Origin of the sequence: Knoellia tibetensis, assembly GCF_048606415.1 — a bacterium.
Taxonomy (GTDB): domain Bacteria; phylum Actinomycetota; class Actinomycetes; order Actinomycetales; family Dermatophilaceae; genus Knoellia; species Knoellia tibetensis.
Window position 1 is genome coordinate 1,653,702 of the sequence record NZ_JBMBWF010000001.1, and the last position, 19,328, is coordinate 1,673,029.

Here is a 19,328-nt window from a genome sequence, read left to right on the forward strand (position 1 = left end):
GGAATGGTCCTCACTATGCGAGGGGAAGAGCGGCCACTCTGAACGAGACCGAAGGACAGCGGAGCGCCCGCCGCTCGAAAACCATCACAGACGTCTACGCCGCATGGGTGGCCAAGCACCTGGCCAACGAGACCCTCCAGACGACAATGGTTGGCGACCTCACCAGCGAGGAACATGCCGAGATCGCGTTCCTCACCGCCAAGGCGAGGACGATCTACAACGCCGCACAAGTGCCGCCCTTCGAGACGGGGCCTTCTGAACTAACGGTTCTAGGAGCACCCGCCAGCGACTCGAGCGGGCCGCCGTGTGGGCGGATCGCGGCCTTGTGACGCCCGACTGACAAGGTGTGACAGCCGGCGCAGTGGTTGAAAAGGCGAGGAGTTCAGGTCGGTCAAGCGTAGGTATTCGCCGGGCACCAGGATATTCAGCCTAGGGAAGCGAAGTGATGGCCCAGTTGAGTAGTTTCCAGCCATCGTCCCTTACTGTGATTTCAGCCAGTGATTGGGCCGCCATCTGCTTCCATTCCCTCGCGAAATCGTAGTCGCCATTTAGATCGCCAAGTCGATAGAGAGTCAGGCTTGCGTTGTATTGGGTTGCGGCCCGCCCCGCCAGCGCCAGGTCCTCGAAACCACGTACCTGCCAATCGTTGAGCAACTCTACGAACGTGTTTTCCGCCTCCTGAACAGCTTCGAGAGCTTCTGCCAACTGGCCGTGGCAGATATAGACGGCGGCCAGGTTGTTCGCAACCCGCCCCCTCGCGTATCGGCCTTCGACGGTCGTTCCCACTGAGCCCCTCAGAACTGCACGAAGTGATTCCTGGTCGGGAAACGGCTCCGAACGAATCTCTGTCAGGAGATCTCCGTGGGGACCGGACGGGCCGGACAGGAAGGACAGGTCGCCCGACACGGATTCGACTACTGGCTCGAACTTGAAGGGGCGTCGAGGCATCCCAGGGTTCTCGGGGGGGTCCTGCGTTCGAGAGAGGTCCGGCCCCTGGGTCAGGTCTGTGCCGGTCAGCGTCGCGCCAGTCAGGTTCGCGCCGGTCAGCTTGGCGCCAGTCACGACTGCATCCGTCAGATTCGCCCCGGTCAGGTCCGCCCCGGTCAGGTCCGCGTCGGTCAGCTTCGTCCTGGTCAGATCTGCGTCGGTCAGCTTCGCCGCGGTCAGGTCGGCCCCGGTCAGGTCCGCCCCGGTCAGGTCGGCCCTTCTGAGGTCCGCGTCGGTCAGATTCGCGCCGGCCAGGTTCTGGTCGGCCAGTTTCGTCCCGACCAGGTCCTGGCCGGTGAGGTCCGCGCCGTCGAGCTTCGCCCCAGTCAAGTGCGCGTATGTCAGGCTCGCCTCGGTCAGGTCCACACCGGTCAGATCGGCGTCGGTGAGCTTCGCGTAGAGCAGGGTCGTGCCGGTCAAGTTCGTGTGCGTCAGATTGACGCCGGTTAGATCCGCGTCGGCTAGGTTCGCGCGGCTCAGGTCCGCGTCGGTTAGGTCCGCGCCGGTCAGATTCTGTTTGGCCAGCCACGCCCCGATCAGTCTCGTGCCGGTTAGGTCCTGGCCGGTCAGGTCCACGTCGCGTAGGTTCGCGCCAATCAGGTCCATGCCCGTCAGCTTCGCCCCGGTCAGGTCCGCGCGGCTCAGATCCGCATCGCGCAGTTCAGCGCCAGTCAGGTCCGCGCGGGTCAGGTTCGCCTCGGTCAGATTCGCGCGATACAGGTACGCCCTGGTCAGGTTCGCTTCCGTCAGATTCGCCTCGAGAAGGATCGCGCCGCTCAAGTCCTCGAAGGTCGGGTTCGCCTCGGTCAGGTTCGCGCGGGTCAGGTTCGCGCGGGTCAGGTTCGCGCGGGTCAGGTTCGCGCGGGTCAGGTTCGCCTCGGTCAGGTTCGCGCGGGTCAGGTTCGCGCGGGTCAGGTCCGCGCCGGCCAGGTCCGCGCGGGTCAGGTCCGCGCCGGCCAGGTCCGCGCCGGCCAGGTCCGCGCCGGCCAGGTCCGCGCCGGCCAGACTCTTACCACGAGCGCCAATGTCCATATGCGTCTCCTCCTACGGCCTATCGGGGCCTTGCTGCGCTAGATGGTCCCACGCCTAGGCCCCGGGTCGTGAGGCGCTTCAGTTTGATGCCGCATCCTTGTGGGCGGAAGGACGCCGCTCGCCGCTGGGCGCGTCACGTATCCGCGGGCCAGCCGCCCAATTGACACATGTCGCAGCGCTCTGCGGCCTCGCGAATGCAGGGCACGCCGTCACAGTCCGAGCAGGGTTGGCGATGTTGTCGCTGGGAAGGTTCTCCCGATGTTCGTGCGGCGCGACGCCCGTGAGGTACGTGCTGCCGGAACTGCCTGCCAGGCTGTGGTGCGGTCAGCTGGCCGGGGCGGGACCGGGTCGACCCAGACACCAGCGCCTGCGGATTCGGCTCGCGGCATTAACACTGAGCCGGCCCGACCGGCCACCCAAACCGGAATCCTAAGGACCTCTATGAGGTGCCGGAGTCTGACCGCCCCGTGGCTCCTTGTGCGGCCAGAGGTCGATTGGGGAAGGTGGACTTAGGGAGCGGCGTGGAGGTGCGGACCTGAACGTCGGGGTAAGACGGATCGTGACCCCTACCGCTGGTGAGCGGTGCGTAACGCACAGATCGGCTGACCGGATGGTCGCCACCGGTTCGAGCCACCGAAGAAGGGAGTCACGCTCATGACTGACGACGAGGTTCGCTTGTTCCCGAAATGGCACACCGTGGCGGAGGTCGCCGTGCTACTGGGCTACGGCGAGACCAAAGTCCGCATGCTCATCGCCCAGGGCGACCTGAAGTCAGTCAAGGACGGACACGCTCGTCGTGTTCTGCCGCGCTGGGTCGACGAGTACATCGAGCGACGATGCGCAGAGTCTGACGCGATCGCATGACCACGCGGCGCCGGCTCAACGGGGAGGGCTCGTTCTATAGGACCAAGAACGGCGGCTACCGGGCCTACGTCTGGGTCACACTCCCCGACGGCCGGCGCCGTCGGAAGTATGTTTACGGCCGAACCCGCGAGGATGTCCAGGCTAAGTGGACGGCTCTCCAAGAGCGGGCGCGTCGTGGGCCGGTTGTCCCGAAGTCACCGACCGTCGAGTCCTACATGACCACCTGGCTCGACAATGTCGTTCGCCCGGGTCTCGCCCCGTCGACGACGCAGGCCTACGAGATGTGCCTTCGGCTCTACATCGCCCCGCTCATCGGGACACGTCGGCTCGACCGGCTCACCGTCATTGACGTTCAAGGTTGGGTCAACCGGCTTCGCCGCACCTGCCAGTGTTGCTCCCAGGGCAAGGACGCTAGACGCGCCAAGCCCGAGTGCTGCGCTATGGGCAACTGCTGCGGGCAGTTGCCCAGCGACTCGACGGTCCACCAGGCATGGCGAGTCCTAAGGGCCGCGCTAAGCGCCGCGCAACGTGATGAACTCGTTCACCGAAACGTCGCGTCGCTGGTCCGGATGCCGATGCCGCGCTCCTCGAGGGCCAAGATCTGGACCGCCGCTGAGGCGGCCCGGTTCCTCCAGTCCGCCTCGACCGACCACGACCCGCTGTACGCCGCCTACGTCCTCTTGCTCGTCCTCGGCCTCCGCCGCGGCGAAGTCCTCGGACTCGGTTGGGACGACATCGACCTAGACACGGGACAAGCCCGCATCTCGTGGCAGCTCCAGCGTGTCGGCCACCAACTGCGGCGCACCCGCACGAAGACCCGTAGCTCGGACGCCGTCCTACCGCTACCCGACGTCTGCGCCCAAGCCCTTCGGCGTCGGCGCGAGGAGCAGACCTCAGGTGCCAAGACGGCCGGCGAGGCCTGGCATGAGTCCGGACTCGTCTTCACTTCTTCGCTTGGCACGCCAATGGACCCCCGCAACTTCCACCGCGACTTTAAGAACCGTGCCGCGGCCGCCAACGTGCCAGAGATTCCCGTCCACTCGACCCGACGCACATGCGCTTCCCTGCTTGTCGAGCTGGACGTTCACCCGCGCGTGACGATGCAGATCCTTCGGCACAGCCAGATCGCCGTGACGATGAATATCTACGCCCAGGTCGCCCCCGCCAGCACCCGGGCGGCCCTTGCCAAGCTTGGCGAGGCGTTCCTACCAACTAGCACCCCCGACGATGACCCCGCGCTGCTGCAAAACACTGCTGCAAGCAACAGTCAGAGGCCCTTCCCTGAGCTTGAAATAGGCTTCTGACCTGCGGTGGAGCCAAGGGGACTCGAACCCCTAACCCCCTGCTTGCAAAGCAGGTGCGCTACCAATTGCGCCATGGCCCCTCGGCGGTGACGCGCACCGCCGGGTACTTCAGTTCTTCGGGAGCTGCGGGCTCGCGCCCGAGTCGGTCGCCTCGGCCCACAGGCGCTGGTCGGCACCCTGGGCGTCGAGCTTCTTCTTGACCACGCCCGCCGTCAGGGCGGTCAGGACGACGAAGAGGACCTTCTTCACGGTGCACCACCTGGCGGGTCGGGGATCGAATGGTGGGCCTAAGAGGACTTGAACCTCTGGCCTCTTCCTTATCAGGGAAGCGCTCTAACCGTCTGAGCTATAGGCCCGTCGCCGATCCGGCGGCGCCACCACAGGGCGGCGCGACGACGAGGTTACCTCACCCTCCGGTCGCCCACCAAAACGGTATGCCGGCCGCTTGCGGGAGCGGCCGGCATACGGTCTGCTCTCAGCGACTGGACCCCGGAAGGGGGCACTTCGGAGCACAAACGTTCCCGCCCGAAGTGCACGGAAGGCACTTCGGGCGGGAAGGGTGAGGCGCCCGAGGTCAGTCGTCGGTGAGGGTGAGCTGGAGCCCGCCGACGAGGCTGCTCGACACGTTGTAGAGGAACGCGGCGAGCGTGGCGAGCGCCGTCATGAGGATGACGTCGATGACGCCGACGACGATCGCCAGCGAGACGACCCGGCCGAAGCCGAGGAAGTCCATGATGTCGAAGGTGTTCTCGCCGTCCTGGATGATCTGGCCGACGAGGCCGTTGACCTGGTCGAAGACGCCCATGCCGGCGAGGATCATCCACAGCACGGCCACCATGACGACGCCGGCGATACCGAGCGCGACCGACAGCAGGAACGACATCTTCATCGCCGACCACGGGTCGACCCGCGAGACGGTGAGCCGGACCCGGCGACCGCTGCTGCGTGCCGGCTGCGGCGCCGGAGCCGAAGACCCGGAGGCAGCCGAGGATGGGGCCGCCGAGGACGGTCCGGACGGGCGGCTCATCGAGCGCGTGGGCTCGGCCGAGGAGGATCCCGACACCGATCGCATCGAGGTCCCGGCCTGGTCTGCCGTGCTCACTGGTCGCCTCCCTCGTCCGGCGCCTCGGAGTCGGCGTCGTCGTTGTCCACCGACGGTACGCCATCGGTCACCGCACGGTCATCCTCCGCAGAGGTGACCGTGGACGTGTCGTCGGCAGGCGGCTCGACGCTTCCGTCAGTAGCCTCGTCGGGTGCCACCGCGGCGGCCTCCTGCGGGCTCAGCGGCTCGCCGTCGACGGGGGAGACACCCTCGGCATCGGCCTCGGCGACCTCCTCCTCGACGACCTTCTCGGCGTTGCGGGCGACCCCGACGATGGCGTCGTTCTTGCCCGGCTTGGCGAACCAGACGCCGGCGGTGTTGCGGCCGGTGAGGCGGACCTCGTCGACCCGCGAGCGGACGATGTTGCCGCGCTCGAAGACGACCATGACCTCGTCGTCCTCGGAGACGGTGAGGGCGCCGACGAGGTCGCCACCCTTCTCGGTCTGCTTGGCGACGGCGACACCGAGGATGGCGCGGCCCTTGACGTTCCACTGCGACGCCTTGGAGCGCTTGGCCAGGCCGGACTCGAAGACGACGAAGACGTCGGGGTCGGTGCCCTCGTCGACGACCGACATCGAGAGCAGCGAGTCGTCACCGCGGAACCTCATGCCGGTGACACCGGACGTCGAGCGGCCCATCGGGCGCAGCGTCGCGTCGTCGGCGTGGAAGCGCACCGACTGGCCCTTGCGCGAGACGAGGAGCAGGTCGTCCATCGACGACGTCAGGCCGGCGCCGACGAGCTCGTCGCCGTCACGCAGGTTGACCGCGATGAGGCCGCCGGAGCGCGGCGAGTCGTACTGCGAGAGCGGCGTCTTCTTGACGAGCCCGTTGCGCGTCGCGAGGACGAGGTAGGGCGACTGCTCGTAGTCGCGCAGCGCGAGCACCTGGGCGATGTGCTCGTCGGGCTGGAACGCCATGATGTTGGCGACGTGCTGGCCCTTGCTGTCGCGGCCGGCGTCGGGCAGCTCGTAGGCCTTGGCGCGGTAGACCCGGCCGAGGTTGGTGAAGAAGAGCAGCCAGTGGTGCGACGTCGTCGTGAAGAAGTGCGCCACGACGTCCTCGCCGCGCAGCTGGGCACCCTTGACGCCCTTGCCGCCACGCTTCTGCGAGCGATAGGCGTCGACCTTGGTGCGCTTGGCGTAGCCGCCACGGGTGATCGTGACGACGACGTCCTCCTCGGGGATGAGGTCCTCCATCGACATGTCGCCGTCGAAGCCGTGGATGTGCGTGCGGCGCTCGTCGCCGTACTTCTCCACGATCCCGGCGAGCTCCTCGGACACGATCGTCCGCTGGCGCTCGGGCTTGGCGAGGATGTCCTGGTAGTCCTCGATCTCGCGCTGGATGGCGTCGTGCTCGTCGATGATCTTCTGGCGCTCCAGCGCCGCGAGGCGACGCAGCTGGAGCTCGAGGATCGCCCGGGCCTGGATCTCGTCGATCTCGAGGAGCTCGATGAGCCCGTCGCGCGCGGCCTCGGCGGTCGAGGACCGGCGGATGAGCGCGATGACCTCGTCGAGCAGGTCGAGGGCCTTGAGCAGGCCACGCAGGATGTGGATCCGGTCCTCGGCCTCCTTGAGCAGGTATGCCGTCCGCCTCTGGATGACGTCGATCTGGTGGTCGACCCAGTGCCGGATGAAGGCGTCGATCGGCAGCGTCCGGGGCACCCCGTCGACGAGCGCGAGCATGTTGGCGCCGAAGTTCGTCTGGAGCTGGGTGTGCTTGTAGAGGTTGTTGAGCACGACCTTGGCGACCGCGTCGCGCTTGAGCACGATGACGAGGCGCTGGCCGGTGCGGCCCGACGTCTCGTCGCGGATGTCGGCGATTCCCTGGAGGCGGCCCTCCTTGACGTGCTCGGCGATCTTCTGCGCGAGGGAGTCGGGGTTGACCTGGTAGGGCAGCTCGGTGATGACGAGGCACTGCCGGTTCTGGATCTCCTCGACCTCGACGACCGCGCGCATGATGACCGAGCCGCGGCCGGTGCGGTAGGCGTCCTCGATGCCCTTGCGACCCATGATGAGCGCGCCGGTCGGGAAGTCCGGGCCGGTGATCCGCGCCATGACGGCCTCGAGAGCCTCCTCGCGCGAGGCGCCGGGGTTCTCGAGCACCCACTGCGCTGCGTTCGCGACCTCGCGCAGGTTGTGCGGGGGGATCTGCGTGGCCATGCCGACGGCAATGCCGGAGGAGCCGTTGACGAGCAGGTTGGGGAAGCGCGCGGGCAGGACCTGCGGCTCCATCGTCTTGCCGTCGTAGTTGGGGCCGAAGTCGACGGTCCTCTTGTCGATGTCGCGGACGAGCTCCATCGACAGCGGCGCCATGCGGCACTCGGTGTACCGCGGAGCCGCGGCCGGGTCGTCACCCGGGCTGCCGAAGTTGCCCTGCCCCTGCACGAGCGGGTAGCGCAGCGACCAGTCCTGCACCAGTCGCACGAGGGCGTCGTAGATCGCGCCGTCACCGTGCGGGTGGTACTGACCCATGACGTCACCGACGACGCGGCTGCACTTGTTGAACCCGCGGTCCGGCCGGTAGCCACCGTCGTACATCGCGTAGATGACCCGCCGGTGCACCGGCTTGAGCCCGTCCCTCACATCCGGCAGCGCGCGGCTCACGATGACCGACATCGCGTACTCGATGTAGGACCGCTGCATCTCGGTGTTGAGGTCGACCTCCTCCACCCGGTCGGTCTCACCGGGCGAGCGGTCGTGCATCACCGCGCCCTGGTCACCCGTGTCCTCGGTGTCCACGTCGTCCCCAGTAGTGCCATCGATGTCGTCAGCCATCAGTTCCCTTGTCTCTCATTGCCATTCAAAGTTCAGTTGCCCGCCGAGCGAGCGACACCCAGGCCCGGGAGCGAGTCGACGTGCCTGCCGACCCGACCACGCTGGGAGGTGCCGCCCATGGAGCGGAGAGGTGTGCCGGCCGGCGCGGGCTGGGTCTGGCGGCGGGTCCCACGCTCTGCGTGGGCGCCGGGAGCGCGCTCAGCGCGCGACCGGCGGATGGACCTGCGCCGGACGGCGCACCTCTCCGCGACCCAACTCACCGGCATACCCATGTTGTTCAGATGTCGAGGAAGCGCACGTCGCGAGCGTTGCGTTGGATGAACGACCGCCTCGACTCCACGTCCTCGCCCATGAGCACCGAGAAGATCTCGTCCGCAGCCGCGGCGTCGTCGAGCGTCACCTGGAGCAGGACCCGGTTGTCGGGGTCCATCGTGGTCTCCCACAGCTCCTGGTAGTCCATCTCGCCGAGACCCTTGTAGCGCTGGATGCCGTTGTCCTTGGGCATCCGGCGGCCCTTGCTCTGGCCCTCGGCGACGAGCGCGTCGCGCTCACGGTCGGTGAAGGCGAACTCGTGCGGGGCGTTGCTCCACTTGATGCGGTAGAGCGGGGGCTGGGCGAGGTAGACGTAGCCGGCCTCGATGAGCGGCTTCATGAACCGGAAGAGCAGCGTCAGCAGCAGCGTGCGGATGTGCATGCCGTCGACGTCGGCGTCGGCCATGATGACGATCTTGTGGTAGCGGGCCTTCTCGATGTCGAAGTCCTCGCCGATGCCGGTACCGAACGCCGAGATGAGCGCCTGCACCTCCTGGTTGGCGAGTGCCTTGTCGAGGCGGGCGCGCTCGACGTTGAGGATCTTGCCGCGGATCGGGAGGATCGCCTGCGTGTGCGGGTTGCGGCCGCGGACGGCCGAGCCGCCGGCGGAGTCGCCCTCGACGATGAAGACCTCGGAGACGGCCGGGTCCTTGGCCTGGCAGTCGCGCAGCTTGCCGGGCAGGCCGCCGGACTCGAGGACGCGCTTGCGGGTCGCCTCGCGGGCCTTGCGGGCGGCCATGCGGGCGGTCGCGGCCTGGATCGCCTTGCGGACGATCTCCTTGCCCTCGCCCGGGTGGCGCTCGAGCCAGTCGCCGAACGAGTCGGTCATGGCGCGCTGGACGAAGCCCTTGACCTCGGAGTTGCCGAGCTTGGTCTTGGTCTGGCCCTCGAACTGCGGCTCGCCGAGCTTGACGCTGATGACGGCGGTGAGGCCCTCGCGGACGTCGTCACCGGTGAGGTTCTCGTCCTTGTCCTTGAGCTGGTTCTGCTTGCGTGCGAAGTCGTTGATCATCTTCGTCATCGCCGCGCGGAAGCCCTCCTCATGGGTGCCGCCCTCATGCGTGTTGATCGTGTTGGCGTAGGTGTGGACCGACTCGCTGTAGGCGCTGGTCCACTGCATGGCGAGCTCGAGGCTGAGCGCGCGCTCCTCGTCCTCGACCTCGATGCTGATGATCTCGGGGTGGACGGGGTCGGACTTCTTGCTGCCCACGAGGTGGGTGACGTAGTCGACGATGCCGTTGTCGTAGCGGTAGGCGACGACGCGCTTGCGCTCGTCGTTGCCCTCGACCTCGGCGGCGTCGCTCTCGTCGGTGCTCTCGTGGACGCGCTCGTCGACGAGGTTGATCGTCAGGCCCTTGTTGAGGAAGGCCATCTGCTGGAAGCGGGCCCGGATCGTCTCGTAGTCGTAGGTCGTCGTCTCGAAGATGTTTGGGTCGGCCCAGAACGTGATCGTCGTGCCGGTCTCGCTGGTCGCCTCCTGCTTCTCGAGGGGCTCGACGCGCTCGCCGTCCTGGAACTTCATGCGCCAGACGTGCCCGAGCTGCTTGATCTCCGCCTCGAGCCGGGTCGAGAGGGCGTTGACGACGGACGAGCCGACGCCGTGCAGACCACCGGAGACCTTGTAGCCGCCGCCGCCGAACTTGCCGCCCGCGTGGAGCTGGGTGAGGACCAGCTCGACGGTCGACATGCCGTAGGCCTCGTTCATGCCCGTCGGGATGCCACGGCCGTTGTCGGTGACGCGCACGCCGCCGTCCTCGAGGAGGGTGACGTCGATGGTGTCGGCGTAGCCGGCGAGCCGCTCGTCCACCGCGTTGTCGACGATCTCCCAGACGAGGTGGTGCAGGCCGCGCTCACCGGTGGACCCGATGTACATGCCGGGCCGCTTGCGCACCGCCTCGAGACCCTCGAGGACCTGGATCGCGGAGGCGTCGTATGCCGTGTCCGCGTCGACCGCGGACGAGGACCGTGCCGTGGGGGTCGCCTCTGCGGGGGCCGGGGTGGTGGTGTCCGGCGTCTCGATGCTGTTGTCCTCGGGCGTGCTGGGCACGGTGCTCCTTCAGCTGGTGCGGCTCATGCGACGCGCCCGGGGCGGAGAACCCAGCCCTGGGCGCGACGTTCACCGTGAAGTTTACCTGTCAGTGCCGACTCTGCACACCGCTGGAGGCCCGAGAAGGCGGTTTTCTCGACGTATGAGCCATGTTTTCGACCCGGCATACGGCCCCCACCCCTCTGAGGCGCCCTGAGCGCGTTTTCCGGGCGTCGATCGGTGACTTCGGGTGGGGACCTCGCACGCCGCACCGGAACGGTTCCCACCGGAGGTGCGAGGAACCCACTTCAGGCGGCGGGTCCCACGCTCTGCGTGGGCATATCGAGGTCCGTGGGGAGGCGAAGGTGGGGTCAGCGGCCGGTGGTGAAGAAGGTCCAGGTGCCGTCCTCGGCGAGGCCGACCCGGTAGCCGGTGTAGCCACCGTCGGTCTGGCGCATCGTCGTCGCCTGGGCCTTCGTGATGAGCCCGGCCTTGACGACCTTGTCCCACTCGGCGTCGACCTGCGCGTACTGCTCGGAGAAGACCCGGGGCTGGATCGTGCCGTCGAAGGACGTGGTCGGCGGCATCGAGAGGAGGATCGCGAGGGCGACGTAGCTCGACCCGGCCTTGCTCGTGAAGACCGAGGCGGCCGGCTGGTCGCCGGCGAGCCCCGTGCCGTCTGCTCGCGCGAGGGTGATGAGCGTCTGGGCGTCGCACTCGCGCGCCGCGGAGGAGATCTTCTTCGCCTTCGTCGCGGCGGCGGCCGACATACCGGCCACGTTGGCGGGTCCCACCCTCGCCGCGGCGCAGGTGGACGTGCGGCTGGGCGTCGGGGTCGGGGTCGAGGTCGCGAACGTCGGGGTCGCCGACGGCGTCGGGGTGGGTGTCGGCGTCTCGGTGACCGTGGGGGTCTCGCTCGGCGTCTCGCTCGGGGTCTCGGACGGCGAGTCCGAGACGCTCGGGCTCGGCGTCGTCGACGGGGCGGCCGTGGGCTCGTCGTCCGAGCAGGCGGCGAGCGCCAGCGTGGCCAGCAGCAGCGGAGCCAGCACGCGCGGGAGCCGGCGGGTGGACAGGACTGGGCCCCGGGACGTCATGCCGTCACTGTAACGGGAGTGACGGGTGTGACTGCGGACCTCGCAGGTCACGACTCGGCCGCGGCTCCGGTGCCCGTGCCTGTCGCCCGGCTCGACACGGCGCCCGGCTCCATCGCGCGCTCGACGACGGCGCGGACGTCGCCGGGGATCGGCACCGAGTGACGACCGGCGCGGTCGATGTAGACCTGCGCCCACAACCCATGGGCGGCGATGGCGTCGCTGCCCTCGGCGAAGAGGCCGAAGGCGAAGGTCACGCTCTTGGTGCCGACGCGCTCGACCCGCACCCCGACGTCGATCGGGTGCGGGTAGGCCAGCTCGGCGTAGTACCGGCACGACGACTCCGCGACCACACCCAGGGTCGACGTCGTCGTCTCGTCGGTGCCGGTCTCGCGGATGAGCCAGGCGTTGAGGACCGAGTCGAAGAGCTCGTAGTAGACGGCGTTGTTGAGGTGGCCGTACATGTCGTTGTCGGCCCACCGGGTCGTCACCCGCTGCATCTCCGGGAAGTCGGCACGGGTCAGCGAGCGCGGGTCGACGGTCATGCGCCGAGCGTAGTTGCGCCGGGCCGCGGACTCAGCAGGCCGGCATACGGAGGGAAGGTTGAGGGTCCGGACGGAAAAGTTCCGTCCGGACCCTCAAGCTTCCCGCATGGGGAGCAAAAGCTGAGGCGCCCCGTGCCTCAGGCGTCGGCGCCGGGGAGCACCGAGCCGTCGGGCCAGGTCTTCTCGATGTAGGCCTTGACCTCGGGCGAGTGCAGCAGCTCGTCGAGCTTCTTGAGCGCCGCGTTGGACTCGTCCTTCTTCTGGACTGCGAGGAAGTTGGCGTAGGGGTTGTCCTTCGCGTCCTCGACGAGGATCGCGTCCTTGGTCGGGGAGAGGTTGGCCTCGATGGCGTAGTTGCCGTTGATGACGGCGACGTCGAGGTCGTCGAGCGACCGCACGAGCTGGGCCGGGTCGGTCTCCTTGAACTGGAGCTTCTTCGGGTTCTGGTCGATGTCGTAGATCGTCGCGTTCGTCGCGTCCTTGCCGGCCTTGAGCGTGATGACGTTCGCCTTGGCGAGCAGCTCGAGGGCGCGGCCCTGGTTGGACGGGTCGTTGTTGATGCCGACCTGCGCACCGGTCGCGAGCTCGGAGACGTCCTTGACCTTCTTGGAGTAGAGCGCGAACGGCTCGATGTGGACACCGGCGTAGTGCGCGAACTCATAACCGCGGTCCTTGACCTGCGCCTCGTAGTAGGGGAGGTGCTGGAAGTAGTTCGCGTCGAGGGTGCCCTCGGCGAGCTGGACGTTGGGCTGGACGTAGTCGTCGAAGCTCTTGATCTCGAGGTCGAGCCCGGCCTTCTCGGCGAGGTTCGCGTCGACGAACTCGAGGATCTTGGCGTGCGGCGTCGGCGAGGCCCCGACGACGAGCTTGGTCACGCCGTTGTCGTCGGCCTCGGGACCGCTGGAGTCGCCACCGCCCGCACCACAGGCCGTGAGGCTCATGGCGGCGAGCACGGACACTCCGGCGACGAGACCTCGGCGGGGGAACGGGGACATGGCTTCTTTCCTTTCGTATGCCGGCCGGTCGGCCGACGTGGGTATGCCGGCCTGGTGGCCGACACGGGTCGTGCCGGGAGGTGCCCGGCAGGTCGGGTGGGCCGACAGCGCTGTCGGGGGCGGACGGCATACGGCCGTCCGGAAGGGGTCAGCGGTGGTCGACGGCTCGCGCGAGACGGTCGCCCGCGACCTGGACGACCTGGACGACGACGACGAGGAGCACGACGGCGGCGATCATGACGTCGGTCTGGAAGCGGTTGTAGCCGTAGGACATCGCGGTGGCGCCGAGTCCTCCGCCGCCGACGGCGCCTGCCATGGCGGAGTAGCCGATGAGGGCGATGACCGTGGTCGTCAGCCCGGCGACGATGCCGGGGAGGGCCTCGGGCAGGAGCACCTTGCGGGTGACGTCCCAGCGGGTGGCGCCCATCATCGTCGCAGCCTCGACCTTGCCCGAGCTCACCTCGCGCAGCGATGTCTCGACCAGCCGCGCGAAGAAGGGGACGGCGCCGACGGTGAGCGGCACGATCATCGCCCGCCACCCGACGGTCGTTCCGGCGATGAAGCGGGTGATCGGGATGATCGCAATCATGAGGATGAGGAAGGGCAGCGAGCGGCCGACGTTGACCACAGCGCCGAGGACGCGGTGAAGCGTCGCCTGCGGGTTGATGCCGCCGGGCGAGGAGTTGTGGAGCAGCACCCCGATGACGACGCCGAGCACGGCGGTGATGAGGGCCGAGCCGATGGTCATGGCGAGCGTCTCCCACAGCGCCGTGGGCAGGCCCTCGCGGATGACGGGGTTGTCGAGCCAGGTCGGGTCGGTCTCGAACCTCATGCCGCGACCTCCGGGTGGAGACGTGCACGGTCGAGCAGGTCGTGAGCCCTTTCGGCCTTCGTGGCGTCGGCGAGCTCGACGAGGAGGCGGCCGACGCGGCGGCCGGCGATCGTCTCGACCGTGGCTGCGGCGACGTCGGCCTCGATGCCCTCGTGGCGGAGCAGGGCGATGATGCCGTCGATCGAGCCCACGGTGGAGTCCGGGTGGCCGAGGGCGACCTGGACGCGGGCGAGCCCGTCGGTGGTCGGCTCGACGAGCGGGATGAGCTCGCGGTGCAAGCGCGTCGTCGGGTCGGCGATGACCTCGCCGAGCCGGCCCTGCTCCAGGACGGCGCCGTCACCGAGGAGCGTCACCGCGTCACAGACCTCGCGGACGACCGACGGCTCGTGGGTGATGATGACGACGGTGATGCCGAGGCGGTCGCGCAGCTCCTTGAGGAGTCCGAGGATCTGGCCGGTCGTGGCGGCGTCGAGGGCCGACGTGGGCTCGTCGCAGAGGAGGATCTCGGGGCGGGCCGCGAGCGCCCGGGCGATGCCGACGCGCTGCTGCTGACCGCCGGACAGCTGGCCGGGGTGGTTGCCCGCCCGGTCGGTGAGTCCGACGAGCTCGAGCAGCTCGGCGACCCGGGCGTCGCGCTCGGCCTTGTCCCACCCGGCGACCTCGAGCGGGAGGGCGACGTTGTCGGCAGCCGTGCGCGAGTCGAGGAGGTTGGCGTGCTGGTAGACCACGCCGAACCTCCGGCGGGCCGCGCGCAGGTCGGCGCCGCGCAGGGCGGTGATGTCCTCGCCCGCGACGACGACCTCCCCCGAGGTCGGCTGCTCGAGGCCGGTAAGGCACCGGATGAGCGTCGACTTGCCGGCGCCGGAGCGCCCGACGATGCCGTGGATCTCGCCGCGCGGCACGGTGAGCGAGACCGCGTCGAGGGCGGTGACCCGGGCGCCGCGGGAGTCGAAGACCTTGGTGAGGTCGCGGACGGAGAGGGCCGGGGCGGTGGGGCTGGGTGTGCCCCCCGTGCCAGCCGTCAGATCAGATGAAGCGTCAACCACTCGACAATAAGTAGACGTTATCCATTGGATAAGCAAATCGGCGGTGTGGATGTCTCACGACCTGGGCCTCGTCCCATCTTTACCGCCTCAAGTGGCAAGCGCGCACTTGGGGTGGGAACTGTCGAGGTGTCCGGTGCACCGTTCCCACCCGGAGTGGGAAGCGGTCACTGACGGCGAGAAGTGTCGTGTGCCCAGTGCACCGCCACCGCCTTGAGTGGGAAACGGTCACTGGTGGCGGGAACAGTCGGGATGCCCAGTGCACGGAACCCACTTCAGGCGGGAAAGGTGTGACGGGGTCAAGTCGAGGTGGGAGCCGCGGGGTCGGGGGTCGTGGGGGTCGCGGCGTCGGAGGTCGCGGCGGTCGCGGTCGGGGGCGCGGGCTCGGAGGCGGCCGGGTCGGGCGTGGGCGAAGGGGCGAGGGCGGTCTCGCCGCTGAGGAGGCTGGGCACGATCCCGGGCGCGATCGAGGCCAGGACCTCGGTGCCGACGGGGTAGCGGACCGAGTGGGGCTGCCACGAACGGATCGTCCGGCCGGATGCGAGGCGGACGGTGTGGAGGATGAACGGGCCCTGGTACTCGACCCGGTCGACCACGGCCGAGGCGCCGGTGACGCCAGGGCCGGGAAGGCGCAGGCTCACCTCGTGCGGTCGGACGACGACCTCGGCGTCGGCGACGTCCTTGCGGATCATCACGAGCCCGAGCTCGCACGCGAGGCCGGCGTCGGTGACCGACGTCGGCAGGAAGTCGGCGTCGCCCATGAAGGAGGCGACGAACCGGCTCACGGGCCGCTCGAAGACCTCGACCGGTCGGCCCCACTGCTCGACGACGCCGCCGCGCATGACGCCGATGTGGTCGCCGACCGAGAGGGCCTCGGTCTGGTCGTGGGTCACGAGGATCGCGGTCGTGCCGGTAGCCCGCAGCGCCTCGACCGTGTCGCCCCGGACCCTCGCCCGCAGGGACTCGTCGAGCGAGGAGAACGGCTCGTCGAGGAGGACGACCTCGGGCCGCGGCGCCAGCGCGCGGGCCAGCGCGACGCGCTGCTGCTCGCCGCCGGAGAGCTCGTGCGGGTAGCGGTCGACGACGTGGGCGAGGTGGACGAGCTCGAGGACCTCGCGGACGCGGGCGTCCTGCTCGGGGCGGGGACGCCCGTCGAGCCCGAACCGGATGTTGTCGGCGACGGTGAGGTGCGGGAAGAGCGCGTGCTCCTGGAAGACGAGGCCGATGCGGCGGCGCTCCGGCGCCACCCACTCGGGACCGGCGACGACGCGGTCGCCGACGGAGACGCTGCCTGCGTCGGGGCGCTCGAGCCCGGCCACGAGCCGCAGCAGCGTCGACTTGCCGCAGCCGGACGGCCCGATGAGGGCGACGATCTCGCCGCGCGCGACGGTGAGGTCGAGAGCGCTCACGGCGAGGGTCTCGCCGTAGGACTTCGAGACGCCGCGCAGCGTCACCGCGCTCGCCGCCCCGCCGGTCGCCCCGGCGCTCGCCGCACCGCCGGTCACCGCCGCTTCGGCGACCGCGCTCGCTTCGCCGCTCGACACCGCGTTCGACGCCGTCCTCGTCCGCTCCACCCCGGTCACGACGTCACCTGCCGGTGCGGCTCGGCGAGGCGCACCTGCCGGACGAGGAAGAAGACCGGGACGATCGCGAGCGCGACGATGAGCAGGGCGGGCAGGGCGGCCTGCTCCCAGAAGTTCTCGTTGGCGAGCTCGTAGACCCACACCGACACGGTGGTGAAGCCGAAGGGTCGCAGGAGCAGCACGAGGGGCAACTCTTTCACGGCGTCGACGGCGACGAGCACGAGCGCCACCGCGATGCCCGAGCGCGACAGCGGCAGATGGACCCGGCGCAGCACCCGCAGCGGCGAGGCCCCGAGCGAGAACGCCGAGTTCGTCACCGACGGCGAGATCGTCGTGAAGCTCGCGTCGACGGCTTGGTAGGCCGGGGCGAGGAACCGCACGACGTAGCTCGCGAGGAGCCCGATGACGGAGCCGGTGACGACGAGTCCGGTGCCCCCCGGGACACCGAGCGCCTCGAGCGAGCGGTCGAGGGCCGCGAAGGAGACGAGGACGCCGATACCGATGACGGCGCCCGGCACGGCATACCCGAAGGTCGTGAGCTGCGCGGCACCCCGGGCGAGCCGGCCGCCGGTCATCCGGACGCCGTGGGTGAGGAGGAGCGCGAGGGTGACGCAGGCGAGCGCGGCGAGCGCGGCCATGACGGCGCTGTTGGTGAGGTTGGTCGCGAAGCGGCCGGTCGAGAGCGACGACGAGTCGGCGAGGGTCGCGGTCACCGCCCACCACACGAGGCGGAGCACCGGGAGGACGAACCCGACGGCGAGCACCGACGACGCCGCCGCGAACGCCCACCAGCGACCGGCACCAGTGAGCAGGGTCGGGGCGGCCGGGGGTCGGTGCGAGCCACGCGCGTCGTAGCGGGCGCCACCGCGCAGGAGCCGCTCACCGGTGAGCACCATGACGGCGAAGGCGAGGACGAGCACCGAGAGCTGGGCCGCCGACGCGAAGTCGAACGTGCCCTTCCACGTGAGGTAGACACCGACCGAGACCGTGCGCACGCCGAAGTACTGGACCGTCGCGAAGTCGGTGAGCGTCTCCATCATGACGACGGCGAGGCCACCGGCGAGCGCCGGTCGCGCGAGCGGGAGCAGCACCTGCCGGAACGCCCGCCACGGCGTCGCGCCGAGCATCCGGGCGGCGTCCCACGTCACCTGGCCCTGGCCGCGGAAGGCCGCACGCGCCAGGAGGTAGACGTAGGGATAGAGGGTGAGCGAGAGGACGACGGGCGCACCCAGCCAGCCCGAGAGGAGCTCGACGACTTCCGAGCTTCCGAAGACCGAGCGCGACGCACGCGCCGGCCCGCCCGCGGGCCCGAAGGTCGAGAGGAACAGGAAGCCGAGGACGTAGGCCGGCATCGCCAGCGGCAGCACGAGCATCCACGAGAAGAGCCGTCGCCCCGGGAAGTCGTATGCCGTGACGAGCCACGCGAGACCGACCCCGAGCACCGACGTCCCGAGTCCCACGAGGGCGAGGAGGGCGACAGTCGTGAGGACCATCTCGACGAGGTCGGAGGGGAGGGCGAGGTCGCCCGCGCTCGCGAGCGCCTGGACGAGGACGGAGACGACCGGGACGGAGACGACCAGCGCGATGACGACGACGAGCGCCGACCACACGGGTCGCCCGGAGCCCGAGAGCCGGGTCGCGCGAGAGCTCCGGGCACTCCCGCCGACCGGGCGGTCGGTCTCCACCTCGGCGCTCACGCTGCCATCATCCCAACGGGCGCATCGGGCTCACGCGCGGCCGGTCACTTGTAGCCGGCCTCGGCGAGCAGCGTGACCGCCTCGGCGTTCTGCGAGCCGTAGGCCTGCGCCGAGATCGGCATCCGCTTGAACTCGCCGAAGCCGGCGATGAGCGGCTCGGGCTTCACGGACTCGTTGACGGGGTACTCGTGGTTGCCGTCGACGAACGAGCTCTGGCCCTTGGTCGCGAGCCACTCGATGAGCTGCTGGGCCTGGGCCGCGTTGTCGGAGGTCTTGACGACGCCGGCGCCCGAGATGTTGACGTGCGTGCCGGCGCCCTGCTGCGAGGCCCAGAACGGCTTGACCTTGAGCTCGGGCTTCTTCTTGAGCTCGCGCGCGAGGTAGTAGTGGTTCGTGATGCCGACGTCGCACGTGCCGGCGTCGATGGCCTTGAGGAGCTCGACGTCGTTGGACGTGATGTCGACGTCGTTGGCGACCCAGCCCTTGACCGTCTCGAGCGTCTTCTCGCGACCGTCGAGGTCGATGAGGCTGGCGACGAGGCTCTGGGTGTAGGCCGAGGTGGCGTCGCGCATGCAGAGGCGACCCTTCCACTTCGGGTCCGTCAGGCCGGCATACGTGTTCGTCGCATCGAAGTCGGTCGGCTTGACCTTGTCGGGGTTGTACATCGTCGTGCGGGCGCGCATCGCGAGGCCGAACCACTGGTTGCCGCTGTCGCGCAGGTCGGCCGGCACGGCGTCGGTGAGCGCCTGCGACTCGACGGGCTTGAGGACGCCCTGGTCGGCGGCATTCCACAGGTTGCCGGCGTCGACGGTCATGAAGACGTCAGCCTCGCCGTCGGCGCCCTCGGCCTTGATGCGCTGGAGCAGCTCGGCGTCGCTGCCGGAGATGAACTCGACGCTGATGCCGGTCTCGTCCTGGAACTCCTTGAACGCGCCCTCGAGGTCGTAGTGTCGCGCGGAGTAGATCTGGAGGTCGGCGTTGCTGCCGCCGATCCCGAGGACGCCGCAGCCGGACAGCGGCAGGACGGTGGCGGTGGCGACGAGGCCGGCGACGGCGGCGCGGCGCGTGCGGCGAGAGGGCACGAGGGACTCCTGGGAGCGGGAACGCTGACGCTGCATTCTGTCGGAGTTAGGTAAGCCTG

General features: G+C 69.2%; 16 protein-coding genes and 2 tRNA genes. 3 read left to right on the top strand and 15 right to left on the bottom strand.

Annotated features, from left to right (window positions below; all coding sequences use genetic code 11):
* Positions 1-107 precede the first annotated feature (107 nt).
* A complete protein-coding gene (locus tag ACOJV7_RS07710; RefSeq protein ID WP_420189550.1) occupies positions 108-329 on the top strand; it encodes a hypothetical protein in 222 nt (73 codons plus the stop codon).
* Positions 330-429: 100 nt separating this feature from the next.
* Here ACOJV7_RS07710 and ACOJV7_RS07715 read toward each other — a convergent pair whose 3' ends face one another.
* On the bottom strand, positions 430-2,019 hold the full coding sequence (locus tag ACOJV7_RS07715; RefSeq protein ID WP_420189551.1) for a pentapeptide repeat-containing protein: 1,590 nt from the start codon (positions 2,017-2,019) through the stop codon (positions 430-432).
* 654 nt (positions 2,020-2,673) lie between these two features.
* Here ACOJV7_RS07715 and ACOJV7_RS07720 point away from each other — a divergent pair.
* Together ACOJV7_RS07720 and ACOJV7_RS07725 are read left to right on the top strand one after the other, a co-directional pair.
* Positions 2,674-2,883, top strand: coding sequence for a helix-turn-helix domain-containing protein (locus tag ACOJV7_RS07720; RefSeq protein WP_377639305.1), 210 nt, complete (start codon positions 2,674-2,676; stop codon positions 2,881-2,883).
* On the top strand, positions 2,880-4,187 hold the full coding sequence (locus ACOJV7_RS07725) for a tyrosine-type recombinase/integrase (protein WP_420189552.1): 1,308 nt from the start codon (positions 2,880-2,882) through the stop codon (positions 4,185-4,187). Before ACOJV7_RS07720 ends, ACOJV7_RS07725 begins: the two co-directional genes overlap by 4 nt.
* Before the next feature lie 7 nt (positions 4,188-4,194).
* On the opposite strand, the gene ACOJV7_RS07730 is transcribed toward ACOJV7_RS07725, so the two are convergent.
* The 14 genes from ACOJV7_RS07730 to ACOJV7_RS07795 form a co-directional block, all read right to left on the bottom strand.
* Positions 4,195-4,267: transfer RNA gene (locus ACOJV7_RS07730), tRNA-Ala, on the bottom strand.
* 28 nt (positions 4,268-4,295) lie between these two features.
* Positions 4,296-4,436, bottom strand: a complete 141-nt coding sequence (locus tag ACOJV7_RS07735) for a DLW-39 family protein (protein ID WP_420189553.1) — start codon at positions 4,434-4,436, stop codon at positions 4,296-4,298.
* 30 nt (positions 4,437-4,466) lie between these two features.
* Positions 4,467-4,543, bottom strand: a tRNA-Ile gene (locus ACOJV7_RS07740).
* Between the two features lie 218 nt (positions 4,544-4,761).
* Entirely contained in the window at positions 4,762-5,289 is a 528-nt protein-coding gene (locus ACOJV7_RS07745) for a DUF3566 domain-containing protein (protein WP_420189554.1), read from the bottom strand.
* Positions 5,286-8,063 carry a DNA gyrase subunit A gene (gene gyrA / locus ACOJV7_RS07750; protein ID WP_420189555.1) on the bottom strand — a complete coding sequence of 926 codons (2,778 nt, stop codon included), beginning with the start codon at positions 8,061-8,063 and terminating at the stop codon, positions 5,286-5,288. Before gyrA ends, ACOJV7_RS07745 begins: the two co-directional genes overlap by 4 nt.
* A gap of 277 nt (positions 8,064-8,340) precedes the next feature.
* Complete coding sequence (gene gyrB, locus ACOJV7_RS07755) at positions 8,341-10,422, bottom strand: DNA topoisomerase (ATP-hydrolyzing) subunit B (RefSeq protein WP_420189556.1); 2,082 nt, start codon at positions 10,420-10,422, stop codon at positions 8,341-8,343.
* Positions 10,423-10,772: 350 nt separating this feature from the next.
* Positions 10,773-11,495 carry a hypothetical protein gene (locus ACOJV7_RS07760; RefSeq protein ID WP_420189557.1) on the bottom strand — a complete coding sequence of 241 codons (723 nt, stop codon included), beginning with the start codon at positions 11,493-11,495 and terminating at the stop codon, positions 10,773-10,775.
* A 47-nt stretch (positions 11,496-11,542) separates the two neighbouring features.
* The gene (locus tag ACOJV7_RS07765) at positions 11,543-12,037 is read right to left on the bottom strand and encodes an acyl-CoA thioesterase (RefSeq protein ID WP_420189558.1); all 495 of its coding nucleotides are present in this window, start codon (positions 12,035-12,037) and stop codon (positions 11,543-11,545) included.
* 137 nt (positions 12,038-12,174) lie between these two features.
* Positions 12,175-13,032 carry a MetQ/NlpA family ABC transporter substrate-binding protein gene (locus ACOJV7_RS07770; RefSeq protein ID WP_420189559.1) on the bottom strand — a complete coding sequence of 286 codons (858 nt, stop codon included), beginning with the start codon at positions 13,030-13,032 and terminating at the stop codon, positions 12,175-12,177.
* Positions 13,033-13,180: 148 nt separating this feature from the next.
* A complete protein-coding gene (locus ACOJV7_RS07775) occupies positions 13,181-13,864 on the bottom strand; it encodes a methionine ABC transporter permease (protein WP_420189560.1) in 684 nt (227 codons plus the stop codon).
* Entirely contained in the window at positions 13,861-14,889 is a 1,029-nt protein-coding gene (locus ACOJV7_RS07780) for a methionine ABC transporter ATP-binding protein (RefSeq protein WP_420190387.1), read from the bottom strand. Before ACOJV7_RS07780 ends, ACOJV7_RS07775 begins: the two co-directional genes overlap by 4 nt.
* Before the next feature lie 317 nt (positions 14,890-15,206).
* Complete coding sequence (locus ACOJV7_RS07785; protein WP_420189561.1) at positions 15,207-16,490, bottom strand: ABC transporter ATP-binding protein; 1,284 nt, start codon at positions 16,488-16,490, stop codon at positions 15,207-15,209.
* Positions 16,487-18,187 (bottom strand): ABC transporter permease, encoded by a 1,701-nt coding sequence (locus ACOJV7_RS07790; protein WP_420189562.1) that lies wholly within the window; start codon positions 18,185-18,187, stop codon positions 16,487-16,489. The genes ACOJV7_RS07785 and ACOJV7_RS07790 overlap by 4 nt, the downstream gene beginning before the upstream one ends.
* Before the next feature lie 44 nt (positions 18,188-18,231).
* Positions 18,232-19,269 (bottom strand): extracellular solute-binding protein, encoded by a 1,038-nt coding sequence (locus ACOJV7_RS07795; RefSeq protein ID WP_420189563.1) that lies wholly within the window; start codon positions 19,267-19,269, stop codon positions 18,232-18,234.
* Positions 19,270-19,328 lie beyond the last annotated feature (59 nt).